At 43.8% G+C, this 22,039-nt stretch carries 22 protein-coding genes; 19 read left to right on the top strand and 3 right to left on the bottom strand.

Annotation, left to right across the window (positions count from 1 at the left end):
* Positions 1–87: 87 nt before the first annotated feature.
* Together AACW75_RS21080 and flgP are read left to right on the top strand one after the other, a co-directional pair.
* Positions 88–723 carry a FlgO family outer membrane protein gene (locus tag AACW75_RS21080; protein WP_017075191.1) on the top strand — a complete coding sequence of 212 codons (636 nt, stop codon included), beginning with the start codon at positions 88–90 and terminating at the stop codon, positions 721–723.
* Positions 724–732: 9 nt separating this feature from the next.
* Positions 733–1,164, top strand: coding sequence for a flagellar assembly lipoprotein FlgP (gene flgP, locus AACW75_RS21075; RefSeq protein ID WP_135455388.1), 432 nt, complete (start codon positions 733–735; stop codon positions 1,162–1,164).
* Positions 1,165–1,478: 314 nt separating this feature from the next.
* On the opposite strand, the gene AACW75_RS21070 is transcribed toward flgP, so the two are convergent.
* From AACW75_RS21070 to flgA, 3 genes are all read right to left on the bottom strand, one after another.
* Complete coding sequence (locus tag AACW75_RS21070; RefSeq protein ID WP_017073275.1) at positions 1,479–1,904, bottom strand: flagella synthesis protein FlgN; 426 nt, start codon at positions 1,902–1,904, stop codon at positions 1,479–1,481.
* A gap of 66 nt (positions 1,905–1,970) precedes the next feature.
* Complete coding sequence (flgM, locus tag AACW75_RS21065; RefSeq protein WP_032497647.1) at positions 1,971–2,288, bottom strand: flagellar biosynthesis anti-sigma factor FlgM; 318 nt, start codon at positions 2,286–2,288, stop codon at positions 1,971–1,973.
* A 176-nt stretch (positions 2,289–2,464) separates the two neighbouring features.
* On the bottom strand, positions 2,465–3,211 hold the full coding sequence (gene flgA, locus AACW75_RS21060) for a flagellar basal body P-ring formation chaperone FlgA (protein WP_102550777.1): 747 nt from the start codon (positions 3,209–3,211) through the stop codon (positions 2,465–2,467).
* A gap of 77 nt (positions 3,212–3,288) precedes the next feature.
* Between flgA and AACW75_RS21055 the strand changes: the two genes are divergently transcribed.
* The 17 genes from AACW75_RS21055 (at position 3,289) to flaG (ending at position 22,032) form a co-directional block, all read left to right on the top strand.
* Positions 3,289–4,215, top strand: coding sequence for a chemotaxis protein CheV (locus AACW75_RS21055; RefSeq protein WP_017073277.1), 927 nt, complete (start codon positions 3,289–3,291; stop codon positions 4,213–4,215).
* 11 nt (positions 4,216–4,226) lie between these two features.
* Positions 4,227–5,054 carry a protein-glutamate O-methyltransferase gene (locus AACW75_RS21050; RefSeq protein WP_017073278.1) on the top strand — a complete coding sequence of 276 codons (828 nt, stop codon included), beginning with the start codon at positions 4,227–4,229 and terminating at the stop codon, positions 5,052–5,054.
* Positions 5,055–5,309: 255 nt separating this feature from the next.
* Entirely contained in the window at positions 5,310–5,705 is a 396-nt protein-coding gene (gene flgB / locus AACW75_RS21045; RefSeq protein ID WP_004736175.1) for a flagellar basal body rod protein FlgB, read from the top strand.
* Between the two features lie 4 nt (positions 5,706–5,709).
* Entirely contained in the window at positions 5,710–6,123 is a 414-nt protein-coding gene (flgC, locus tag AACW75_RS21040; protein WP_004736176.1) for a flagellar basal body rod protein FlgC, read from the top strand.
* A 17-nt stretch (positions 6,124–6,140) separates the two neighbouring features.
* A complete protein-coding gene (gene flgD / locus AACW75_RS21035; protein WP_017073279.1) occupies positions 6,141–6,854 on the top strand; it encodes a flagellar hook assembly protein FlgD in 714 nt (237 codons plus the stop codon).
* Positions 6,855–6,903: 49 nt separating this feature from the next.
* Positions 6,904–8,208, top strand: a complete 1,305-nt coding sequence (gene flgE, locus AACW75_RS21030; protein WP_102550776.1) for a flagellar hook protein FlgE — start codon at positions 6,904–6,906, stop codon at positions 8,206–8,208.
* 269 nt (positions 8,209–8,477) lie between these two features.
* Positions 8,478–9,227 (top strand): flagellar basal body rod protein FlgF, encoded by a 750-nt coding sequence (locus tag AACW75_RS21025; RefSeq protein ID WP_017073281.1) that lies wholly within the window; start codon positions 8,478–8,480, stop codon positions 9,225–9,227.
* A gap of 21 nt (positions 9,228–9,248) precedes the next feature.
* Entirely contained in the window at positions 9,249–10,037 is a 789-nt protein-coding gene (flgG, locus tag AACW75_RS21020; RefSeq protein WP_017073282.1) for a flagellar basal-body rod protein FlgG, read from the top strand.
* Between the two features lie 87 nt (positions 10,038–10,124).
* Entirely contained in the window at positions 10,125–10,901 is a 777-nt protein-coding gene (gene flgH / locus AACW75_RS21015) for a flagellar basal body L-ring protein FlgH (RefSeq protein WP_017073283.1), read from the top strand.
* Between the two features lie 93 nt (positions 10,902–10,994).
* Positions 10,995–12,086: a flagellar basal body P-ring protein FlgI gene (locus AACW75_RS21010; protein WP_017073284.1), complete on the top strand. Its 1,092-nt coding sequence runs from the start codon at positions 10,995–10,997 to the stop codon at positions 12,084–12,086.
* A 10-nt stretch (positions 12,087–12,096) separates the two neighbouring features.
* Complete coding sequence (flgJ, locus tag AACW75_RS21005) at positions 12,097–13,053, top strand: flagellar assembly peptidoglycan hydrolase FlgJ (protein WP_145566039.1); 957 nt, start codon at positions 12,097–12,099, stop codon at positions 13,051–13,053.
* A 222-nt stretch (positions 13,054–13,275) separates the two neighbouring features.
* Complete coding sequence (flgK, locus tag AACW75_RS21000) at positions 13,276–15,156, top strand: flagellar hook-associated protein FlgK (protein ID WP_102550774.1); 1,881 nt, start codon at positions 13,276–13,278, stop codon at positions 15,154–15,156.
* Positions 15,157–15,165: 9 nt separating this feature from the next.
* Positions 15,166–16,356: a flagellar hook-associated protein FlgL gene (gene flgL, locus AACW75_RS20995; RefSeq protein WP_017073287.1), complete on the top strand. Its 1,191-nt coding sequence runs from the start codon at positions 15,166–15,168 to the stop codon at positions 16,354–16,356.
* 420 nt (positions 16,357–16,776) lie between these two features.
* Complete coding sequence (locus tag AACW75_RS20990) at positions 16,777–17,913, top strand: flagellin (protein ID WP_017073288.1); 1,137 nt, start codon at positions 16,777–16,779, stop codon at positions 17,911–17,913.
* Positions 17,914–18,578: 665 nt separating this feature from the next.
* Positions 18,579–19,712, top strand: a complete 1,134-nt coding sequence (locus AACW75_RS20985) for a flagellin (protein WP_237297507.1) — start codon at positions 18,579–18,581, stop codon at positions 19,710–19,712.
* A gap of 682 nt (positions 19,713–20,394) precedes the next feature.
* A complete protein-coding gene (locus AACW75_RS20980) occupies positions 20,395–21,525 on the top strand; it encodes a flagellin (RefSeq protein WP_135457925.1) in 1,131 nt (376 codons plus the stop codon).
* 81 nt (positions 21,526–21,606) lie between these two features.
* The gene (gene flaG, locus AACW75_RS20975; protein ID WP_017073213.1) at positions 21,607–22,032 is read left to right on the top strand and encodes a flagellar protein FlaG; all 426 of its coding nucleotides are present in this window, start codon (positions 21,607–21,609) and stop codon (positions 22,030–22,032) included.
* The last annotated feature ends 7 nt before the right edge of the window (positions 22,033–22,039 follow it).

Below are 22,039 nucleotides of genomic sequence, written 5' to 3'. Positions count from 1 at the left end.
ACTGTTCCAACATTGTAATCCATTGAAAAGAATAATGGTGAGAACATATTGGTACAGGCAGCACTAAATATATCTGGAGATAAGAGAATGAAAAAATGGCTCGTAGTAATGAGTGTCATGTTACTGACATCATGCGCTTATTCGCCAATCTATAACGGCAAATCTGAGTATTCAGGTAGTCAGTTTATGTTGATGGACAGCCCTCGTCATACCATGGATTTTTTCGTGGAAAGCATGACCGAAGATTTGATCGTCTCGAATACAAGTATTTCAGCAAGAACACCGATTGCGATTACCTCGTTTGTTGACCTGCAGCATATGGATACAACAAACTGGTTAGGAAATTCGGTATCAGAAGGCTTCATTCATCAGTTTCAGCGTCGCGGTTTCAAGGTTATTGATTTCAAAACGACAGGCTCTATCCAAGTGACTCACCAGGGTGACTTTGCATTAAGTCGCGACTGGAAAGACTTAGCTCAAGAGCAAGATGTCCAATACGTGTTGACGGGAACAATGCTTCGCCAAGAAGGTGGTGTTCTAGTGAATGCTCGTGTTGTTGGTATGCAAACTCGCATCGTGGTTGCTTCCGCACAAGGTTTCTTGCCCGCGGATCGCATTGGTCGTGACTTAGATACTTTGAACAGCATTCGAACTCAAGATGGTGTCATTATTCGCTCTGACCCAACCATGACTCAGCCTTACACTGTTATTCTTCGCCCTTAGGAGTTCGTGATGAAGAAGTTAATATTTGTTGTTGCCGCTTTATTGCTTATCGGCTGCCAACCTTTACAAAACATGAGGCCGGACGACTACTTAGTTGCCGTTGGTTACGCGAGTATCAGTGAGCAGAAAGGTCGTAACGACGAAGAGAGGCGTATTCGAGCGATGAGAGCCTCCAAAATTGATGCGTATCGTGAGCTTGCTGAGCAAGTTTATGGCATGAGAGTAAGTGGTCGAGCAGAGCTTGAGGACCAACGCCTTGGTACCGAACGAACTTCTGGTGCGGTTGATGGTGTAATCCGTGGTGCAGAAGTTGTGCGCAGTTACCCTGTTGGTGATAGCTATGTGACTGAGCTTCAGTTAGATATCCGTAAGATGGAACAACTGCGCAGTTATGGTGAAGTTCAAGCGGTGCCAGAGAAGAGACAACAAACGCTATTCTAGTTTTTATGACCATTTAAGTTTATGACCGACGAGTTGTATAAGTTGCCCTCGCTTTCCAGATGGCAGGGCGGCAATGAATAGCGCCTGTGAATGTAAAAGCGGCAAGTATGAAAATACTTGCCGCTTTTTTGTATTTACAGGTTTGCTGTGGAATCTAGGTTTTGTGTGAAATATAAGTTGAGTAGGGAAGTAGGGAAGCAGGGATTGGTGTTGCGAAAGGTACGGGGTGGATTACTGTACTGGCTAGAGAATAGAGAATAGAGAATAGAGAATAGAGAAAGGGAATAGAGAAAGGGAAGTGGCTGGTGGCTTGATTAGGCTTTCACGTTGGTGCCAAGCGTAGAAATCGTATGCGTTTGACCACCGGCATTGTAGGTCATGCCGATTTTTCCGTGGCTTTGCTGCATCATATTGCTGAGTTTTTTAAAGCTGAGGTGTGCTCGATTCAAGGCTTCACCATTTACCAGGTTCGCTTGATGGCAATCGTACACAATAGATTTGATGGTTTTAACTAACTGAGCTAGATCAGGATTCTCGGTCAGTTCAGAGATATTACTATGCGCTTCTATTCGTTGATCGGTTGTTCTTAGTTGTTCGACTAAGACAACTTTCTCTTTGGCAATTCGCTCAATATCATTTGATTGTCGGCTCGTAATAGCGGTTTTCTCTGAATTCAATAATTCAGATAAGGCTTTGGCATTTTGAAGTTGAAAATTAACTAAATCTGCTAGTGCCGCCATAATGTAAACCTATTAATAACCTCATGTACTTTAAGACAATAACTTCAGTGAAAAGTTAGTATTTACTTAAAGGCCTTTTAATTCATCTTCGAACTTGATCATGTTGTCAGCCAGTTTTTCTGGATCAACAGTATATGAACCGTTCGCAATCGCTTCTTTGATCGCCGCAACTTTTACAGAGTCAAAACTTGGTTGTGCCGCCATATCTTGATGAAGTTGACCAATTGCTTTGCCTTGTTGGCTCAGTGAAACCGCGTCTTTGCTTGCTGGTGATTTAGTTGACACATCAGAGCGTGATGCCTCAGAGCTAGAATCAGAGCGTACCGATGATCGGTTAGTGGTCGTTAGGGTTTGCCCTGAACGAATATTATCAATGCCTGCCATAGTTAAGCCTTTTTTTTCAAAAATGGGAACCTGTACAGTCAATATCGACCAAGGATTCGATTACTTTAGCAATTTTTAGCTCAATAGTCGAAAAGGAACAAAACGACGCTGCGGTAATATTTTGCTCTGGAGTTGAGAACAAATAATTAGCAGTACCGTCAATTTAAAGTGAAGCGTTAAAAGTACACCGTGACTTCAGACATGCTGGTAACTATCCCTTCAATTATACGCTGTGATTTATCATTTTTCACTCTTACTTGATCGCCCATAGATCCATCGGTGAGAGCAGTACCTTTGGTGGTAATGGTCATGCCACCTTTAACTGCTTGTATGATAACCTTCTCGTTTCGGCACACGACACAGATATCGCCTCTTTCGACGACATCACCCGGCCTGAGGTTTTTCTTTACCTTGGCGCCAATGACTTGTTGTGGGTTGGTGAAACCTTGACGACGAAATTTGTTAAGAGAAATCATGTCGGTGGTGACATCGTATTGGCCGACGATTTCGCCTCTTGCGATGGAGCGTGTGGTGGTAACGAGTGGCACTGACATTGATAAGCGTACAGGCACATAAACTCGCCATTCATCATCAATGCATTGCACTAAAACCGTAATGCTACTGCGGGTATTGGTGGTTGTAGAGGCGCTTGTCTCAAGAGAGACGGGGCAGTCTGTCGCTTTGATTCTTGAGTCAACATTTGCTGAATTTACAAAGAGTTCGCCACCTTGTGGTTGCTCAACCGTATCAAGGATGTGTTGCTCCGCGGCAGACTTAATCATTTCAATTTGTTCTGGAGTCGCAGCTTGTATAAAAAAACTAAACAATATTGATAAAATGCCGATAAACTTAGCGACAGTTTTAAAAGTAGCTCTACACATTGCTATGGAAAAAGGAGGCAGATTCTCTTTATGATGCGTCATTCTGTTTCTCTAGTAGTTCGTAGCCTGCAGTAGACTAACACTTTTTATCCAAAAAAGTTTGATATGGAGATGAGCTCATGACGGGTATTCTTGATTCAGTGAATCAGCGTACGCAACTCGTCGGTCAAAACCGATTAGAATTACTAACCTTTCGCCTAATGGGGCGTCAGCGTTACGGCATTAATGTCTTTAAAGTAAAAGAAGTGCTTCAATGCCCTAAGCTGACAAAGATGCCAAACTTGAACCCACTAGTTAAAGGTGTAGCACACATTCGTGGCCAAACGATCTCTGTGATCGATTTGAGTTTAGCGATTGGTGGCCGTCCTACAACGGATGTTGAAAAGTGTTTTGTGGTTATCTCTGAGTTTAACCGAACCATTCAAGGTTTCTTGGTCAGTTCAGTTGAGCGCATTATTAATATGCACTGGGAATCGATTCTTCCGCCGCCGGATGGTGCAGGTAGAGCGAACTACTTGACTGCGGTAACCAACATCGATAACGAATTAGTTGAAATTCTGGATGTTGAAAAAATTCTGGCTGAGATTTCGCCTGTTGATGAAACAATGGACAGCAGAATCGCTGAAGAAATCGCAGAAGTCGAACAAGAGAAAGAACTGGTTCGTCGTATCTTGATTGCTGATGACTCAACCGTTGCTCGTAAGCAAGTTCAACGTGCTATTGAATCTATCGGTTTTGAGGTTATTTCTGTGAAAGATGGTAAAGAAGCCTACGAGAAACTGGTGCAGATGGCATCAGAGGGCAGTATTTACGATCAAATTTCATTAGTGATCTCTGATATCGAAATGCCAGAAATGGACGGATACACGCTGACTGCTGAGATTCGTCGTCACGCAGAACTTAAAGATTTATACGTAATTTTACACTCATCATTGAGTGGTGTATTTAACCAAGCCATGGTTGAGCGCGTGGGGGCTAACTCCTTCATCGCTAAATTCAACCCTGATGAACTTGGTGCAGCGGTTAAAACTGCGTTAACTAACTAAAAGAGACATTAATGACTGCTATAACAATAAGTGATCAAGAGTATCGCGATTTCAGCCGTTTCTTAGAATCTCAATGTGGCATTGTATTAGGTGACAGCAAACAGTATTTAGTGCGCAGCCGTCTAAGCCCATTAGTAACGAAGTTTAAGTTAGCTTCGTTATCTGATTTGTTGAGAGATGTAGTAACAGGTCGAAATCGTGAGTTGAGAGTGGCAGCAGTGGATGCTATGACGACGAACGAGACACTTTGGTTCCGAGATACTTACCCGTTTGCAGTGCTTGCGGATAAGCTTCTACCGGAAGTAGCGGCAAATAAACGTCCTATTAAGATTTGGTCTGCGGCAAGCTCTTCAGGCCAAGAAGCGTATTCAATGGCAATGACGATTCTTGAAACTCAAGCTCGTAAGCCGGGTATGCTGCCAAATGTATCGATTACTGCAACTGACATCTCAGCAAGCATGCTAGACATGTGCCGCACTGGGGCATATGACAACCTTGCGTTGGGACGTGGACTTTCTCCTGAGCGCCGTCGTACTTTCTTTGAAGATGCGGGCGATGGTCGCATGAAAGTAAAAGACAACGTAAAGCGCATGGTGAACTTCCGTCCACAAAACCTGATGGATAGCTATGCATTGTTAGGTAAGTTCGACATCATTTTTTGTCGTAACGTGCTGATTTACTTCTCGCCTGACATGAAATCAAAAGTACTTAACCAGATGGCAAATAGCCTCAATCCTGGTGGTTACCTTTTGTTGGGTGCATCTGAATCGTTAACCGGCTTAACGGATCGTTTTGAGATGGTTCGCTGCAACCCTGGCATTATCTACAAATTAAAGTAATTGCTAACACCAATATAAGGTGCAACGCTATTGTCTAATTTTAAAACCCAGCCAAGTGCTGGGTTTTCTTTTTCCTGCTTAACCTATATCTTTAAGTCAGAGTGACATTCCAATTTACTCTATTTTTTGGCTTGTATATTGCAAGTTTACCCATGAGTAACCTGTAAAAGTATTTGTGCTCCGCTTGTTTTTTAAAGTTGGTATACATATTGCTTTGGTTACTTCATAACAGTCAGTTCTTGAGTTGAGGTTTACATGGCTATTTCTTTTGACAATGCTTTAGGCATTCACCAACACACAGTTGGTGTACGTGAGCGTAACGCTGAGGTGCTTTCCACCAATATCGCGCAAGCAAACACGCCTGGGTATAAAGCAAAAGGACTAGACTTTAAGAAATCACTGCAAGCGGCAAGTTCTGGGGCAAGCATTGGTCTTAGCCGTACAGATGGTCGGCACATTTCTGCCTCAACAACGGTGAATGGGGAAACGAAGTATCGAATTCCTACCCAACCTGATACAGGAGATGGCAACACGGTTGATTTGGATTTGGAAAGAAACCTTTTCATGCAAAACCAAATTAGGCATCAAGCCTCTCTCGACTTCTTAGGAAGTAAGTTCAAGAATTTAACTAAAGCGATTAAAGGGGAATAATTAGATGAGTTTATTCAATGTATTCAATGTGACTGGTTCTGCGATGAGTGCTGAATCTGTTCGTCTAAATACGACCTCGAGCAACCTTGCGAACGCGGACAGTGTAAGTAGTTCTGCTGAAGAAACTTACAAGGCTCGTCACGCAGTGTTCGGCGCTGAGTTAAATAAAGCACGCAACAGTGGTCATACTGTGCCTGTGAAAGTATTAGGTATTGTGGAAAGCGATAAGCCGCTGAGCGCGGAGTACAACCCGGATCACCCATTAGCGAACAACGAAGGCTATATCTACAAGCCTAACGTGAACGTTATGGAAGAAATGGCAAACATGATTTCGGCATCACGTGCGTACCAAACAAACGTACAGGTTGCTGACTCGAGTAAACAAATGCTGCTGCGTACGCTGCAGATGGGTCAATAAGGATAAGGAGGTAGCACATGGCTGGAATCAACAACAATGTTGGTCAAAGCGGCTTGTCCTATGTTGACCAGCTGAAGAGTCTTCAAGATGGTACTAAGAAGCCCGACGAAACAACAGGTAAGCAGGATCTTAAACAAGAAGACTTCTTATCTTTGTTGACTAAGCAATTAGCCCAACAAGACCCTTTCAAGCCGGTTAGCAATGACCAGATGATTGCGCAAATGGCTTCATTTGCGACCGTAGATGGCATTGGCAAAATGAATACACAGTTTGAAAGCTTGAATTCATCAATGACTTCTAACCAAGCATTACAAGCCTCTTCTTTGGTTGGCCGTGATGTATTGGTACCTGGTGCGGCAGGTGTAAAACCCGGTGATGGCGGTATGGCGTCAATGGTTAAACTTCCTCAAGCCATGGAAAATGTAATGGTCCGTGTTGAGAACGAAGTTGGACAATTGGTTCGCACTTTTGATATCGGCTCTAAACCATCAGGTGATACACGTGTTGAATGGGACGGAAAAGACGAAGACGGTAACCCATTGCCGGCCGGTAAATACAACGTGAAAGCGTCAGGTTTATTGGATGGTGAGAACACAGAGTTCCAAGTTTCAAGTTATGCGAACGTGAACAGTGTGCTTCTTGGTAAGGGTGATGGCAACGTACTACTCAATCTGGCTGGTTTCACATCGCCAGTACGACTTGCTGAAGTACTAGAAGTTGGTAAGGCGTAGCGCTTTATAGAGTGATTATGCTAGCTAGATAGATTAGGAGAATATTGGAATGTCATATGTAGCTTTAAGCGGTCTATCCGCTGCACAATTAGACCTGAATACAACCAGTAACAACATTGCGAACGCAAACACATTTGGCTTTAAAGAGTCGCGTGCAGAGTTCGGTGATGTTTACTCAAGCTCGTTGTTCACTAACGCAAAAACGACTGCTGGTGGTGGTGCACAAGCTGCCCAAGTCGCGCAACAGTTCCATGAAGGTTCAAGTATTTACACGAACAACCCAATGGACTTACGTGTCAGTGGTACAGGTTTCTTTGCAGTATCGAAAGATCGTATGGTGCCAGAGATCAACGAACTAACGCGTAACGGTGCATTTCACCTAAACAAAGACAACTACATGGTTACGGCTAACGATGAGTTTCTGTTAGGTTATGATGTTGATCCTAACTCGGGTGAAGTTCTTTCTTACGCACCAAAGCCTCTCGACATTCCTGCTGAATTTGGTAAGCCAAAACAGACAGAAAACATTGAAGTAGGGGTTAACCTTCCTGCAAACGGTGATCTTAAAGACCCGGCTGCATTTAACTTCGAAGATTCTGATACCTATAACCGTGCAACGTCTTCGACGGTATACGATTCTATGGGTCAGTCTTACAAGTTAACGACTTACTACCTCAAAGATCAGACGCAACCAAACACTTGGCAGACGTATTACACCATGTCAGATGAGAACGGCGAAAAGCCGGTAAACATTACTGGTGGTGATGCGACGAATGCACAAGGTCATGTTGGCCACACAATGAAGTTCAATAATGACGGTACGTTGGCGAGCCTTAACAATGGTCAGCCAATTAACTCTGAAGCATTAGGTGCAGGCCCTAACCCAATCGATTTGAACGGTGCTGATCCAACGCAAGTGCTGAAGTTTGGTCTAGATTCATCAACTCAGTTTGCCGCTCCATTTGAACTGACTAAGTTTGATGAAGATGGCGCGACAACAGGTTTCTTAACCAAAATCGATTTCGATGAGTACGGCAGTGTTTTAGGTACTTACTCAAATGGTGAAAACGTGATGCTTGGCCGTGTAGGCTTGGTTCGTGTACCCAATGAGCAAGGCCTAGATAAGAAAGGCGGCACTCAGTGGGATTCTACTAATGACTCAGGTTCTAAGATCTGGGGTGAATCGAACAAAGGTTCATTTGGTAGCATCAACAACGGCTCGCTAGAGCAGTCGAACATCGATATGACTCAAGAACTGGTTGATTTGATTTCTGCTCAACGTAACTTCCAAGCGAACTCGCGTTCTCTAGAAGTACACAACCAACTACAACAGAATATTCTTCAGATTCGTTAATCGTTTCGAGCGTTTGAATCATCTGCGAATACCCAATTCAATGTTATTGAATTGGGTATTGTTGCTGAATTTGATATGGCTGTTTGCTTTTCTATTTGCCGCCCCTATTGCCGCACGGTAATGCCACTGGCAACAATTCTTCCTCAATGATCCTTTGATGATCGCCCTTCCTGTTTGTTTTCTATTTAAATTATTGATAAATAACAGTTAAAAATATTGGCACAGTGTTTGCTTTATTAGCTCCAGAAGATGATTTTTGGAGCAAAATTATGGATCGCGCACTGTTTCTTGCCATGAGTGGCGCTAAGCAAAATATGCAAGCTTTGCAGCTACGTGCTAACAACCTTGCCAACGTAAGTACAACGGGTTTCCGTGCTGATTTAGCACAAGCACGTTCAATGCAAGCGTACGGTGAAGGCATGCCTACTCGTGTTTTCAGCATGACAGAGCGTCCGGGTCATAATTTCGCACAAGGTAGTGTGGTCACCACTGGTCGAGATCTCGATGTTACTGTTCAAGGTGATGGTTGGATTTCGGTGATGGACAACACTGGCCGTGAAGGACTAACGCGTAACGGTAACCTAAAGGTTGACCAAAACGGTTTGCTAACTAACGCAAGCGGTCATTTGGTGTTAGGCGAGAACGACGCACCCATCACACTACCCATTCCTATCAGTAAAGTCGAAATCGGCACAGACGGTACAATTTCGGTGATTCCTCAAGGCGCTCCAGCTGAAGAATTAGCGATTGTCGACCGTATCAAGCTTGTGCGTCCAGACAACCAAAGCTTATTTAAAGACACGAATGGTTTATTCCGTTCGAAAAACCCAGATCAGGCATACGAAGCAGATGCAGCGGTAACGTTGCTAAAAGGTGCCATCGAAGGCAGCAACGTAAATGCTGTTGGTGAAATGACCAGCCTAATTGACTTACAACGTCAGTTTGAAATGCAGGTCAAGATGATGAGCACGGCAGAGGAAATGGACAAGTCGTCTGATTCACTGCTTCGTATGAGCTAATAGAATTTAAAGGAATTTGCTATGCATCCAGCATTATGGGTAAGTAAAACAGGTTTAGACGCCCAACAAACCAACATCTCAACAATTTCAAACAACCTTGCCAACGCCTCAACCATTGGTTTCAAAAAGAGTCGTGCGGTATTTGAAGATTTGTTCTACCAGAACATTAACCAACCGGGTGGCCAATCTTCACAGAATACTGAGTTACCGAGCGGTTTGATGTTGGGTGCCGGTTCAAAAGTCGTCGCCACTCAAAAAGTGCATACTCATGGTAATGCTCAAACCACTACAAACAGCTTAGATATGATGATCGAAGGCGATGGTTTCTTCCAAGTTGAAATGCCAGATGGTGAAACAGGTTACAGCCGAAATGGTCAGTTTACGCTGAACGGTGACGGCGCAATCGTAACCTCAGGCCAAGGTTATGCGCTGCAACCAGAAATCGTTATCCCTGAGGATGCGATCTCTGTGACGGTAGGTAACGACGGTGAAGTATCGGTTCGTCTACGTGGTGAACAAAACAACGTGGTAGTCGGCCAAATTACAATTACAGACTTTGTAAACCCAGGTGGCTTAGAGCCAGTCGGTCAAAACCTTTACTTGCCAACAGGCGCAAGTGGTGATCCACAAGAGGGTGTGCCGGGCTTTGATGGCTTAGGTAATATCCGTCAGTCGATGCTAGAAACATCAAACGTAAACGTAACCGAAGAGCTGGTTAACATGATTGAAGCTCAGCGTGTATACGAAATGAACTCGAAAGTTATCTCGTCGGTAGACAAGATGATGAGCTTTGTTAACCAACAGCTGTAATTGGTTTATTAGCCGTTTAGTTATTTATAATTAATAGATCTGTTTCTAATTAATCTATTTACCATTGCCTACTGAGAGTATATCGCCATGAAACGTATTTTTTGCCTAGCTTTGTTAGCCTCAATGACGGGTTGTACTGTACTGGATCCGATTGAAACTCCGGCACAAGAAAACGCGACCACAGTGGTTGATGCGGTGGAAGGTGATAAGTCGGCTCAAGAGAGCTCAGGCATTATCGATACGCTTCGTGGTAGAACAGACCCAATTGCTGGTGATCCTGCATGGGCGCCAATCAATCCAAAGCAAAAACCAGAACACTACGCAGCGGCAACAGGCTCTTTGTTCAATGTGAGTCATATTGGCAGCATGTATGACGATTCAAAGCCTCGTGGCATTGGTGACATCATTACTGTGGCGTTAGACGAGAATACTCGAGCGACCAAAAAAGCCAACGCAGACATGTCTAAGTCGAATGATGCTTCTATGGAGCCATTGGCAGTCGGTGGTCAAGAGCTCACTATCGACAAGTACAACTTCTCTTATGATCTGAGTAACACCAACACCTTTGCCGGTGATGCGTCAGCCAACCAAAGTAACAGCATCAGCGGTTATATTACCGTTGAAGTCATCGAAGTATTAGCCAATGGCAACTTAGTGGTTCGTGGTGAGAAATGGATGACATTGAATACCGGTGATGAGTACATCCGCCTAAGTGGCACGATTCGCCCGGACGACATTGACTTCGAAAACACCATTGCTTCGAACCGAGTTTCTAACGCGCGAATTCAGTACTCAGGTACTGGCGTTCAGAAAGATATGCAAGAGCCTGGATTCTTGGCACGATTCTTTAATGTATCTTTGTAGAGCTTGAGACAGTGTCGACAAACTGACACTCCTAGAATTATCTAATTTCAAGCTAACTCATTATAAATTAAAGCAATACAGACAGGTTACTCAATGAAAAAACTGACACTCGTACTATTCGGCATGCTATTTCTTGCCACCAGTGCCCATGCTGCGCGTATTAAAGACGTGGCAAAAGTGGCGGGTGTTCGTAGTAACCAACTTGTCGGTTATGGTTTGGTTACGGGTTTGCCGGGCACCGGTGAGACAACTCCCTTTACCGATCAAACGTTTAACGCAATGCTGCAAAATTTTGGCATTCAATTGCCACCCGGCACTAAGCCAAAAACTAAAAACGTCGCCGCGGTAATTGTTACCGCTGAACTGCCGGCCTTCTCAAAGCAAGGTCAGGAAGTTGACGTAACGGTTTCTTCTATCGGCGCAGCAAAAAGCCTGCGTGGTGGTACCTTGCTGCAGACTTTCCTAAAAGGTCTAGATGGTCAAGTGTATGCTGTGGCACAAGGTAACTTGGTTGTGAGTGGCTTTAGTGCTCAAGGGAATGACGGATCTAAGATTGTCGGTAATAACCCTAACGTTGGCATCATCTCTAGTGGTGCGACAGTTGAGCAAGAAATCCCAACCCCCTTTGGTCGTGGCGACTACATCACTTTCAACCTAATCCAATCTGATTTCACCACAGCGCAACGTTTGGCTGATGCGGTTAATAATTTCCTTGGTCCACAAATGGCTTCTGCGGTCGATGCAACGTCAGTAAAAGTACGCGCACCACGAGAAATCAGCCAGCGTGTGGCTTTCTTGTCTGCCATCGAAAACATTGAATTTGACCCAGCAGAAGGTTCTGCAAAGATTATTGTTAACTCTCGTACAGGCACTATTGTTGTTGGTAAACATGTTCGCCTAAAAGCGGCTGCGGTTACGCACGGTGGCATGACGGTAGCAATCAAAGAAAACCTAAACGTGAGCCAACCGAATGCATTCTCTGGTGGTCAAACGGTGGTGGTTCCCGATTCTGATATCGAAATAACAGAAGCCGATGGCAAGATGTTCAAGTTTGAACCTGGTTTAACGCTCGATGATTTGGTTCGCGCAGTCAATGAAGTGGGCGCTGCACCTTCTGATTTAATGGCAATCCTTCAAGCACTGAAACAAGCGGGTGCGATTGAAGGCCAGTTGATCATTATTTAAGGCATAAAGCATGATTAAGAATAACAATGACATCGGCTTTATTCACGACATCGGTAGCCTAGACCGTCTTCGTCAACAAGCCGTAAATGGTGAAGAAGGCAGTGAGAAAGAAGCATTAACTGCTGCTGCAAAACAGTTTGAATCTATTTTTACGTCGATGTTGTTTAAGTCGATGCGAAGTGCGAACTCGAGCTTTAAGTCGGATATGTTGAATAGTCAGAACGAGCAGTTCTATCGCCAAATGCAAGATGACCAAATGGCGAGTGAGTTGAGCGCTTCTGGTTCATTAGGGCTTGCGGATATGATTGTCGCTCAATTGAGTGCAGGCCAAGCCAGTGATGAGTCTGAAGAGAAAGTTCGTAGTGAAGGGTTTGATACTTCATTGCAAAGGCCTCAGTTCTCAGGTCGTTCAGAAGGTAAGGCTTCTGAAGTACAATCTGCGTCAGCTATGTCAGCATCAGCTCTGTCAACAACAGGCGTGTCAGTAGCAAAACAACCCGCTTCATTTGATTCGCCGGAATCGTTCGTTACGTCGATGAAGCCTTATGCCGAAAAAGCGGCAAGTGCACTCGGTGTGGATTCATCGCTGTTGTTGGCACAAGCAGCACTTGAAACGGGTTGGGGTTCTAAAATGGTTAAAAACTCTTTGGGCAACAGCAATAACCTGTTCAATATTAAAGCAGACAGAAGCTGGAAGGGCGATAAGGTTGCAACTCAGACTTTAGAGTTCCATGGTAAAACAGCCGTTAAAGAGTCGGCTTCATTCCGTTCTTACTCCAGTTTCGAAGATAGCTTCAACGACTATGTTAAGTTCTTGAACGAAAACCCAAGGTACGATACCGCTCTGCAGCATCAAGGTAATTCAGAGAATTTCATCAAAGGCATTCATCAGGCTGGTTACGCCACTGACCCTAACTATGCAGACAAGGTTTTACGAGTTAAAGCCAAGATTGATGAGATGAACTAGCTTCATTGATCTACATAGAGAGCTTGCTACTGGCAGGCTCTTTTCTTATCTAGCCTTTGACGTTTTCTTGTTGTCCCCTATCTTCCTCTTGTCATTTCTCACTAAATATTTTCTTTCAACTCACTGCCTTACCTGTTGGCACATATTTTGCTAAATATCTTGGTAATATGCTGTAGTAGTTAATCAGTTCATTCTGATTTTGTTAAGTTTTTTGGGGGCATTATGGCGTCGGATCTTCTGAATGTAGGGGCACAAAGTGTTCTTACGGCTCAGAGACAGCTAAACACCACAGGTCATAACATTTCTAACGCCAACACAGAGGGCTATAGCCGTCAGTCTGTGATTCAAGGTGTGAATGACCCACGTCAGTACGGTGGTCAATCCTATGGTATGGGTGTGCATGTGGAAAATGTTCGCCGCTCTTGGGATCAGTTTGCCGTCAAAGAACTTAACTTATCGACAACCAATGCCGCTAATAAAGGCGATACAGAAGCCAACCTCGATATGTTGTCGAGCATGTTGTCATCGGTCGCTTCAAAGAAGATTCCAGAAAACCTCAATGAATGGTTTGATTCAGTTAAGACACTAGCCGATACACCGAACGATGTGGGTGCTCGTAAAGTCGTGCTAGAAAAAGCAGGGCTCTTGACTAAAACCCTAAATGAATTTCATGAAACGGTACGTCAACAGTCTGATTCTACGAATAAAAAATTAGAAGTCGGCATTGAACGTGTCAACCAACTTGCGGTTGAAATTCGTGACGTCCAGCGCTTGATGATGAGAACGCCAGGGCCTCACAATGATTTGCGAGATCAGCACGAAAAACTGATTAATGAACTATCCGGTTATACCAAAGTGACGGTGACACCACGCTCTAACGCGGAAGGTTTTAACGTCCATATTGGTAATGGCCATACCTTAGTTTCTGGCAGTGAAGCGAGTCAATTGAAGCTGGTTGATGGTTTACCTGATACACATCAGCGTCGACTTGCAATTGTTGAAGGCAAGTCTCTGAAGGCGATCACCAGTAATGATATCGATGGGAAGATCGGTGCCATGCTTGATATGCGAGACGAACACATTCCTGACATCATGGATGAGCTTGGACGTTTGGCGACGGCTTTCTCGGAGAAAGTGAATTCACTCCAATCACAAGGGTTAGATCTCAATGGTAACGTTGGTCAAAACCTCTTTACTGATGTGAACTCTGAGCTAGTTGCTAAATCTCGCGTTACGGCTGGCAGTCAATCAAAGGCTGATGTTGCCGTTTATATTGATGATATGTCTGCCTTAAAAGGCGGAGAATATGGTCTTAAGTATGACGGAAGTGACTATGTCGTGACTAAGCCCGACGGTGAAACCGTAAAGGTCAGCACCAATTCAAGTGGCAATGCCTTTTATTTAGATGGCATGCGAGTCGAAGTTCGAAATCCCCCAGAATTGGGTGAGAAGCTTTTGTTGCGCCCAACACGTAATTTCGCTGCTCAAATGCAGATGGAAACCAAAGATCCCAAAGATATTGCGGCGCAAAGTTATGAGGCATCAACCACGTTTGCTAAAGGCAGCGCTGGATTTAAGATCTTAGCCGCCGGTCAACTGCGTGAATTTGAAGTGATTGTGTCACCAAAAGGTGAACAGTTTGCCGTGACTGACCCGAAAGGCAATATTTTAATGCAGCCTCAGCCGTACCCACCTGAAGGGCCGGTTACGATTAATGGCACGACTTTCGAGTTGACCTCTGGCGCTGTGGCAAACGATAAATTTACGGCAAACCTTGTCCCTTCTGAAGGCGACAACGGAAACTTGCGTAAATTACAAAACCTCCAGACAGGAAAGGTATTGAATGATGGTGAGTCTACGATCTTGGATCTCTATCATAACTTGAATACTAACACGGGCCTGAAAGCGTCGACGGCAATTCGCTTAAGCGACATTGCCACCTTAGAAAAGGAATCCGCTCAGGAACGTATTGCTTCAGTGTCGGGGGTTAACCTCGATGAAGAAGCGGCAAATATGATGAAATTTCAGCAAGCGTATATGGCTTCTTCACGCATCATGCAAGCGGCTAATGATACGTTTAATACTATTTTGGCTCTGAGGTAGGAAGTATAAATGTTGAATCGTATTTCGAGCTTCCATAATTACCAATCTGTTCAGAATGACTTACGCCGTCAAGAGAACAAGATACATCACAACCAAGCGCAATTGGCCTCGGGCAAGAAATTGCAGTCGCCAAGTGATGACCCATTAGCGACGCACTATTTGCAGAACATTGGTCAGCAGTCAGAGCAGCTCAAACAGTACGTAGATGCGATTACGTTAGTTCGAAACCGTTTAGAGCATCATGAAGTCATGATCGCTAACTCGGAAGGATTCGCTGATGAAGCGAAGCGAACTGTGATGGAAATGATCAACGGTGCACTTTCTCCAGAAGATCGCTTGGCTAAACAGCGTGAAATTCAAGAACTCTCGAATAACTTTTTGCATCTGTCGAATTCACAAGATGAATCAGGCAATTACACCTTTGCTGGTACGAAGCCGAAGAATCAACCTTTCTTTAGAGATAATGAAGGTAACGTCAGCTACCAAGGTGATGACTATCAACGCAAGATGCGTGTCGCGAGTAGCTTCGAGATGGCGATGAATGATCCGGGCAGTAAGTTATTTATGGAAATAGATAACCCGTTCGGTGATTACGAACCTCAGTATGAGCTTGAACCCGCTTCTGAATTGCTTTTGGAACGAGCGACGAACTCGGCTGAAGATTCATCGAAGTATAAAGTGACGTTTGTTGATATGCAGACAGGAACGTTTGCTTATCAGCTAGAAAAAGACGGTGCCGTAGTCGCCGCTGAAGATTTTGATCCTTCGACAGGCATACAATTTGAAGGGCTCAATATCCAAATTAAAGGTCAAATAACCAGGGGAGATTCAATTACTTTGGAACCTCGAGAAACCTTCTCGATTTTTGACACCTTTAAAGAAGCGGCTGAGCAGGCTGAAAACCCGGTGTCGGACGCATCTGCAACAGCGAAATTGCACCAAGTAACTGAAGAGTTCCATGCCGCGTTTATCCATTTGACGAAAGCGAGAACCGATGTTGGTGCGCGTTTAAGTACACTGGATATTCAAGAGCAACAACATGAAGATTTTAAGTTGTCTTTAGCCAAAGCAAAAAGCAACTTTGAAGATTTGGATTATTCGAAGGCTATCATTGAATTCAATGAAAACTCTCGAGCATTGCAAGCTTCTCAACAAGCGTTTGGTAAAACTAAAGACCTAACCTTGTTCAACTATATTTAATGATCAATCGGTATTCAGTGGTGAATTAACACTCACCATTGAAGTAGATTCTTTGCCTTATGTGCTATGCCATACGTGCGAATCACTTTAAAGTTTGCCGGATTATTATACAGAACACAGTGTGTTTGATATGAGCGGCAAAAAGCGGCAACTCATGAATGAGCTTAGTTCATGATTCCGTAGTAGTAATACAATATCGCGCTATGATTAATTATAACTTATTGATTTTTATATCTTATAAAAATAATTAATGGATAATTAAACTTGGCATATAACTTGTATCTGTGTTTGTCATAAATGATTTATACAGTTCTTAAACCTTGAATGAGGTTTAACGAGTAATACACGGTCAGTGCTTATCCATATGAGAGTAAAGCTGGCCGCTTCGCAGAAACTTTGCGAACTCATAAGGAGAGCAAAATGGCTATCAATGTAAGCACTAACGTATCTGCTATGACAGCACAGCGTTACCTGAATAAAGCATCTAATGACTTAGCGACCTCTATGGAGCGTTTGTCATCAGGTCATAAAATCAATAGCGCAAAAGACGACGCAGCTGGTCTGCAAATCTCGAACCGCTTAACGGCGCAATCTCGTGGTCTTGATGTCGCAATGCGTAATGCCAATGATGGTATTTCTATTGCTCAAACCGCTGAAGGCGCGATGAACGAATCAACAAACGTACTACAACGTATGCGTGATCTAGCTATTCAGTCATCAAACGGTACTAACTCGGCAGCGGAGCGTACAGCGCTTGATGAAGAGTCTTCGGCACTTCAAGATGAGCTAAACCGTATCGCGGAAACAACCTCGTTTGGTGGCCGTCGTCTGTTGAATGGTTCATTTGGTGAAGCATCTTTCCAGATAGGTTCTAGCTCTGGTGAAGCGATGATTATGGGACTCACTAGTGTTCGTGCTGATGATTTCCGTATGGGCGGTACTACGTTCGATTCTGAAAACGGTAAAGATAAAAGCTGGGAAGTGCCGCCAACCGCGAGCGACCTTAAGTTTGAATTCAAAACCAAAGCAGGTGAAGACATCGTTTTAGATATCAATACCAAAGCCGGTGATGATATCGAAGAGCTTGCTACTTACATTAATGGTCAATCTGATCTTGTTAACGCATCGGTTACCGATGATGGTCGCATCCAACTATTCGTTGCTGAACCTGACCTTGAGGGTGCAATGTCGATCTCTGGTGGCCTAGCATCTGAGCTAGGTATTAAGAGTGAAGGCCGTGCAACATCGGTTCAAGATATTAGCCTAACCAGCGTTGCAGGTTCACAAAACGCAATCAGCGTGATTGATTCTGCAATGAAGTATGTAGATTCACAGCGTGCTGATTTGGGTGCTAAACAGAACCGTCTAAGCCACAGTATTAATAACTTGGCAAACGTTCAAGAGAACGTAGACGCTTCAAACAGCCGAATCAAAGATACGGACTTTGCGAAAGAGACGACGCAAATGACCAAATCACAAATTCTGCAACAAGCAGGTACTTCGATACTTGCTCAAGCAAAACAGTTGCCTAACTCTGCAATGACACTATTGCAATAGTTATTGGTTGAACTTACTGCTCGTGTTCAGACGTGAGCCATGCAGTAAGGGAAACTGGCAAGCATACTTACTATTGAGTGTTTAGCTCTCTCATCTCTCACCTGCTATCCATTTTTACAGTAAGAATGCAACGGCAAGTCGGAAATGTGTTCATTTCTCGATGATCTCCACACAGGCTCTGACGCGCCAACTAGCCCCGGTTCTCTCAAAGGAAAAGGGGCTTTTTCCTTTCTGTTATCTACCTTTTTATTATTCTGTCTTTCTGTTCCCCCATCTAGCCTCTAGCTTTGTCTTTGTTAATGCTTAAAGCTTCTATTTAACGAGTCTGCTTCGCTATAAATAACCCGTCTTAGAACATCAAATCTTCGCTAATACGAAATGTTTCGTGATTGATCATTTCTATACGTTCGCTAACTAATAAGTCATTTAGAGTGTTTTTTAAACAGATTGAGGTCTTTTCTCCGTTGAAAATGGTCACGGTTTCAGAAAAAGACGAAAATTAAGTGTCTGATAAATAGGTAATTAATATTTTTTTTGTGGTTTTTTAAAAGTTTTTCTAAAGCTTCGGGATTTTGAGCCGTTATTAAATGTAACTTTGAGAGAACTACTTGGTTTTCCGAGACGTCGGAAACCGCTATACCGGAAAATCAATTGGAGAAATCACCATGGCAGTGAATGTAAATACAAACGTTTCAGCGATGACAGCGCAACGTTACTTAAACAACGCAAACAGCGCACAACAAACATCAATGGAGCGTCTAGCTTCAGGCTCTAAAATCAACAGCGCGAAAGATGACGCTGCGGGCCTACAAATCTCTAACCGTTTGAACGTTCAAAGCCGCGGCCTTGATGTTGCTGTACGTAACGCGAACGACGGTATCTCTATTGCACAAACTGCTGAAGGTGCAATGAACGAGACTACTAACATCCTGCAACGTATGCGTGATTTGTCTCTACAATCTTCAAACGGCTCAAACTCAAAATCTGAGCGTGTAGCGATTCAAGAAGAAGTAACAGCACTGAACGACGAACTGAACCGTATTGCGGAAACCACGTCTTTTGGTGGCAACAAGCTGCTTAACGGTACTCACGGTACTAAATCATTCCAAATCGGTGCGGATAACGGTGAAGCGGTAATGCTTCAACTGAAAGATATGCGTTCTGATAATGCTCAGATGGGTGGTAAAAGCTACCAAACTGAGAACGCGAAAGACAAAGACTGGAATGTTCAAGCTGGCGCAAACGACCTAAAAATGTCGTTCACTGATAACTTCGGTCAAGCACAAGAAATCGATGTGTCTGCGAAAGCGGGCGATGACATCGAAGAGCTAGCAACGTACATCAACGGTCAACAAGACTCTGTGAAAGCGTCTGTAACTGAAGATGGTAAGCTGCAAATGTTTACTGGCAACAACAAAGTTGAAGGCGAAGTGGCATTCTCTGGCAGCCTTGCTGGTGAACTAGGCATGCAACCTAGCAAAGATGTAACGGTTGATACTATCGACGTAACATCAGTTGGCGGTGCACAAGAATCTGTTGCAGTTATCGATGCGGCACTTAAGTATGTAGATAGCCACCGTGCTGAGCTAGGTGCTTTCCAAAACCGTTTCGACCACGCTATCAGCAACTTAGACAACATTAACGAGAACGTTAACGCATCTAAGAGCCGTATTAAAGATACCGATTTCGCGAAAGAAACGACTCAGATGACTAAGTCTCAGATCCTTTCTCAAGCTTCAAGCTCGATTCTTGCTCAAGCGAAGCAAGCACCGAACTCGGCACTTAGCCTACTAGGTTAATCGATTGAAAGGCCACGTTGCCACGTTGGTTATAAGCGCTGTTGATCATAAGCGCAGTTGATCATAAACGTTAACGTTAGGCTTCCACAAATTAGCTCGTGGTGAGAGATGAGCGCTAAACAGACCCAGCTTCGGCTGGGTTTTTTATTGCCTGTTATTTAGCAAAGGATGTCTTCGGGGAAATAACCGTGTCGGTGATTCGGGATGAAAACGGGATTCCCCATCACGCTTATCCCTCGCGGTAGGGAATGACAAATATTTCTAGATGATGAATTTTTTGTTCGCACGCTTCGACGTTTTTGGCCGACATAAGTAGTGATTCGAATACGAAGAATTACCTTCCTATCCTCATCTTAGAATTGAGTAGAACGAGGTATTAGAGGCCGGTTTCCTATCTCATTTTCATGAGGGAGAGCGATACCCGTAATGATAAATTTGGCTTTAGCGGACATGAGCCTATTAATTGAAGAACGATCACACTTTCCTTTGTTATTGAAAATAATGCGAAAAAAAACGATTTTTTATTAAAGCTTCTAATTAAGGGGCCGTTAAAGGGATTGAGAGAAATGATATGTACCAATGTAAGGTGAGAGAGACACTGGTATGTAAAACAAATTGATGTGGATTTGTGTGAGGTGAGAGTCACATAGGTGCACTAAAAAATGCCTAAAGGAGATCAACTATGGCGATTAATGTAAGCACTAATGTGTCTGCAATGACGGCTCAGCGCTACCTAAATAGCGCGGCTGAAGGTACTCAAAAATCAATGGAGCGTTTGTCTTCTGGCTATAAAATCAATAGCGCAAAAGATGATGCTGCTGGCCTACAAATCTCTAACCGCTTAACGTCGCAAAGTCGTGGCCTAGATATGGCTGTGAAAAATGCGAATGACGGTATCTCAATTGCACAGACTGCTGAAGGTGCAATGAATGAGTCAACCAACATTCTGCAACGTATGCGTGACCTTTCTCTTCAATCTTCAAATGGTTCAAACAGCAAATCTGAACGTGTTGCGATCCAAGAAGAAGTATCGGCTCTAAACACTGAACTTAACCGTATCGCTGAAACGACCTCTTTTGGTGGTAACAAGCTTCTTAACGGTACTTACGGTAGCCAATCTTTCCAAATCGGTGCTGATTCTGGTGAAGCAGTAATGCTAACGATGAACAACATGCGTACTGACACTCAAGACATGGGTGGTAAGAGCTACGGTGTTACAGAAGGCAAAGATGCTTCTTGGCGCGTAGGTGCTGGTTCTGATTTAACGATCAAATACAACGATAAGTTTGGCGAAGCACAAGAGTTGGCTATTTCTGCGAAGGAAGGCAACGATATGGAAGAGCTAGCAACTTACATCAACGGTCAAAGCCAAGACGTTAAAGCGTCGGTAGGTGAAGGCGGTAAACTGCAACTTTTCGCTTCAAGCCAAAAAGTTGAAGGTGATGTTGAGTTCGGTGGCAGCCTTGCTGGTGAACTAGGTATCGGTGCAGCTAAAGACGTTACCGTTAACGATATCGATGTAACCTCGGTTGCTGGTGCAAACGAAGCCGTATCTGTTATTGATGGTGCACTAAAATCAGTGGACAGTAACCGCGCTTCTCTTGGTGCTTTCCAAAACCGTTTTGATCACGCTATCAGCAACTTAGATAACATTAACGAAAACGTTAATGCTTCTAAGAGCCGTATCAAAGATACCGATTACGCGAAAGAAACAACGGCAATGACGAAGTCTCAAATCCTACAACAGGCGAGTACTTCTATCTTAGCTCAAGCAAAACAATCACCATCAGCAGCTCTAAGCTTATTGGGCTAAACTTACTCCGGTAAGTAGCGGTAAACTCTACTGAGCGTAGAGTTTTACTGTTTGGCTCATAAAGGAGGGAGGGAGAGTGTTATGGAAATTCCATCCAACGCATCGAACATCCAGCCTTACGGCTCACCTAATGGCATTAAAATTGCAAGCGATGAAGGTAGTAGTGCGTCGAGCATTTCACGACTGAAAGAAGTAACATCTTATGGCAAGGTAGAGAAATCGAAAGAAGAGGCTACCGAAGCGGCGATTCAATTAGCTCAAGTTCGACAAGAGTTAAATGATGAAGAGCGAGTCAAGATGGTAGAAAAGGTAAACGAGTTTATCTCTTCTCTCAATAAGGGTGTTGCTTTTAAAGTTGATGAAGAATCGGGTAGAGATGTGGTCACCATTTATGAGACTACAACAGGTGATATTATTCGCCAGATACCTGATGAAGAAATGCTTGAAATTCTAAGGCGCCTAGCAGCCCAAAACTCGAATAGTAGAATATTTGAGGTGAAGGTTTAAGTCGTAT

Origin of the sequence: Vibrio sp. L3-7 (genome assembly GCF_963898195.1) — a bacterium.
In the GTDB taxonomy this organism is placed as follows: Bacteria; Pseudomonadota; Gammaproteobacteria; order Enterobacterales; family Vibrionaceae; genus Vibrio; species Vibrio echinoideorum.
The sequence above is the reverse complement of the archived record's forward strand: the minus strand, read 5'-3'. Positions and strand labels throughout refer to the sequence as shown.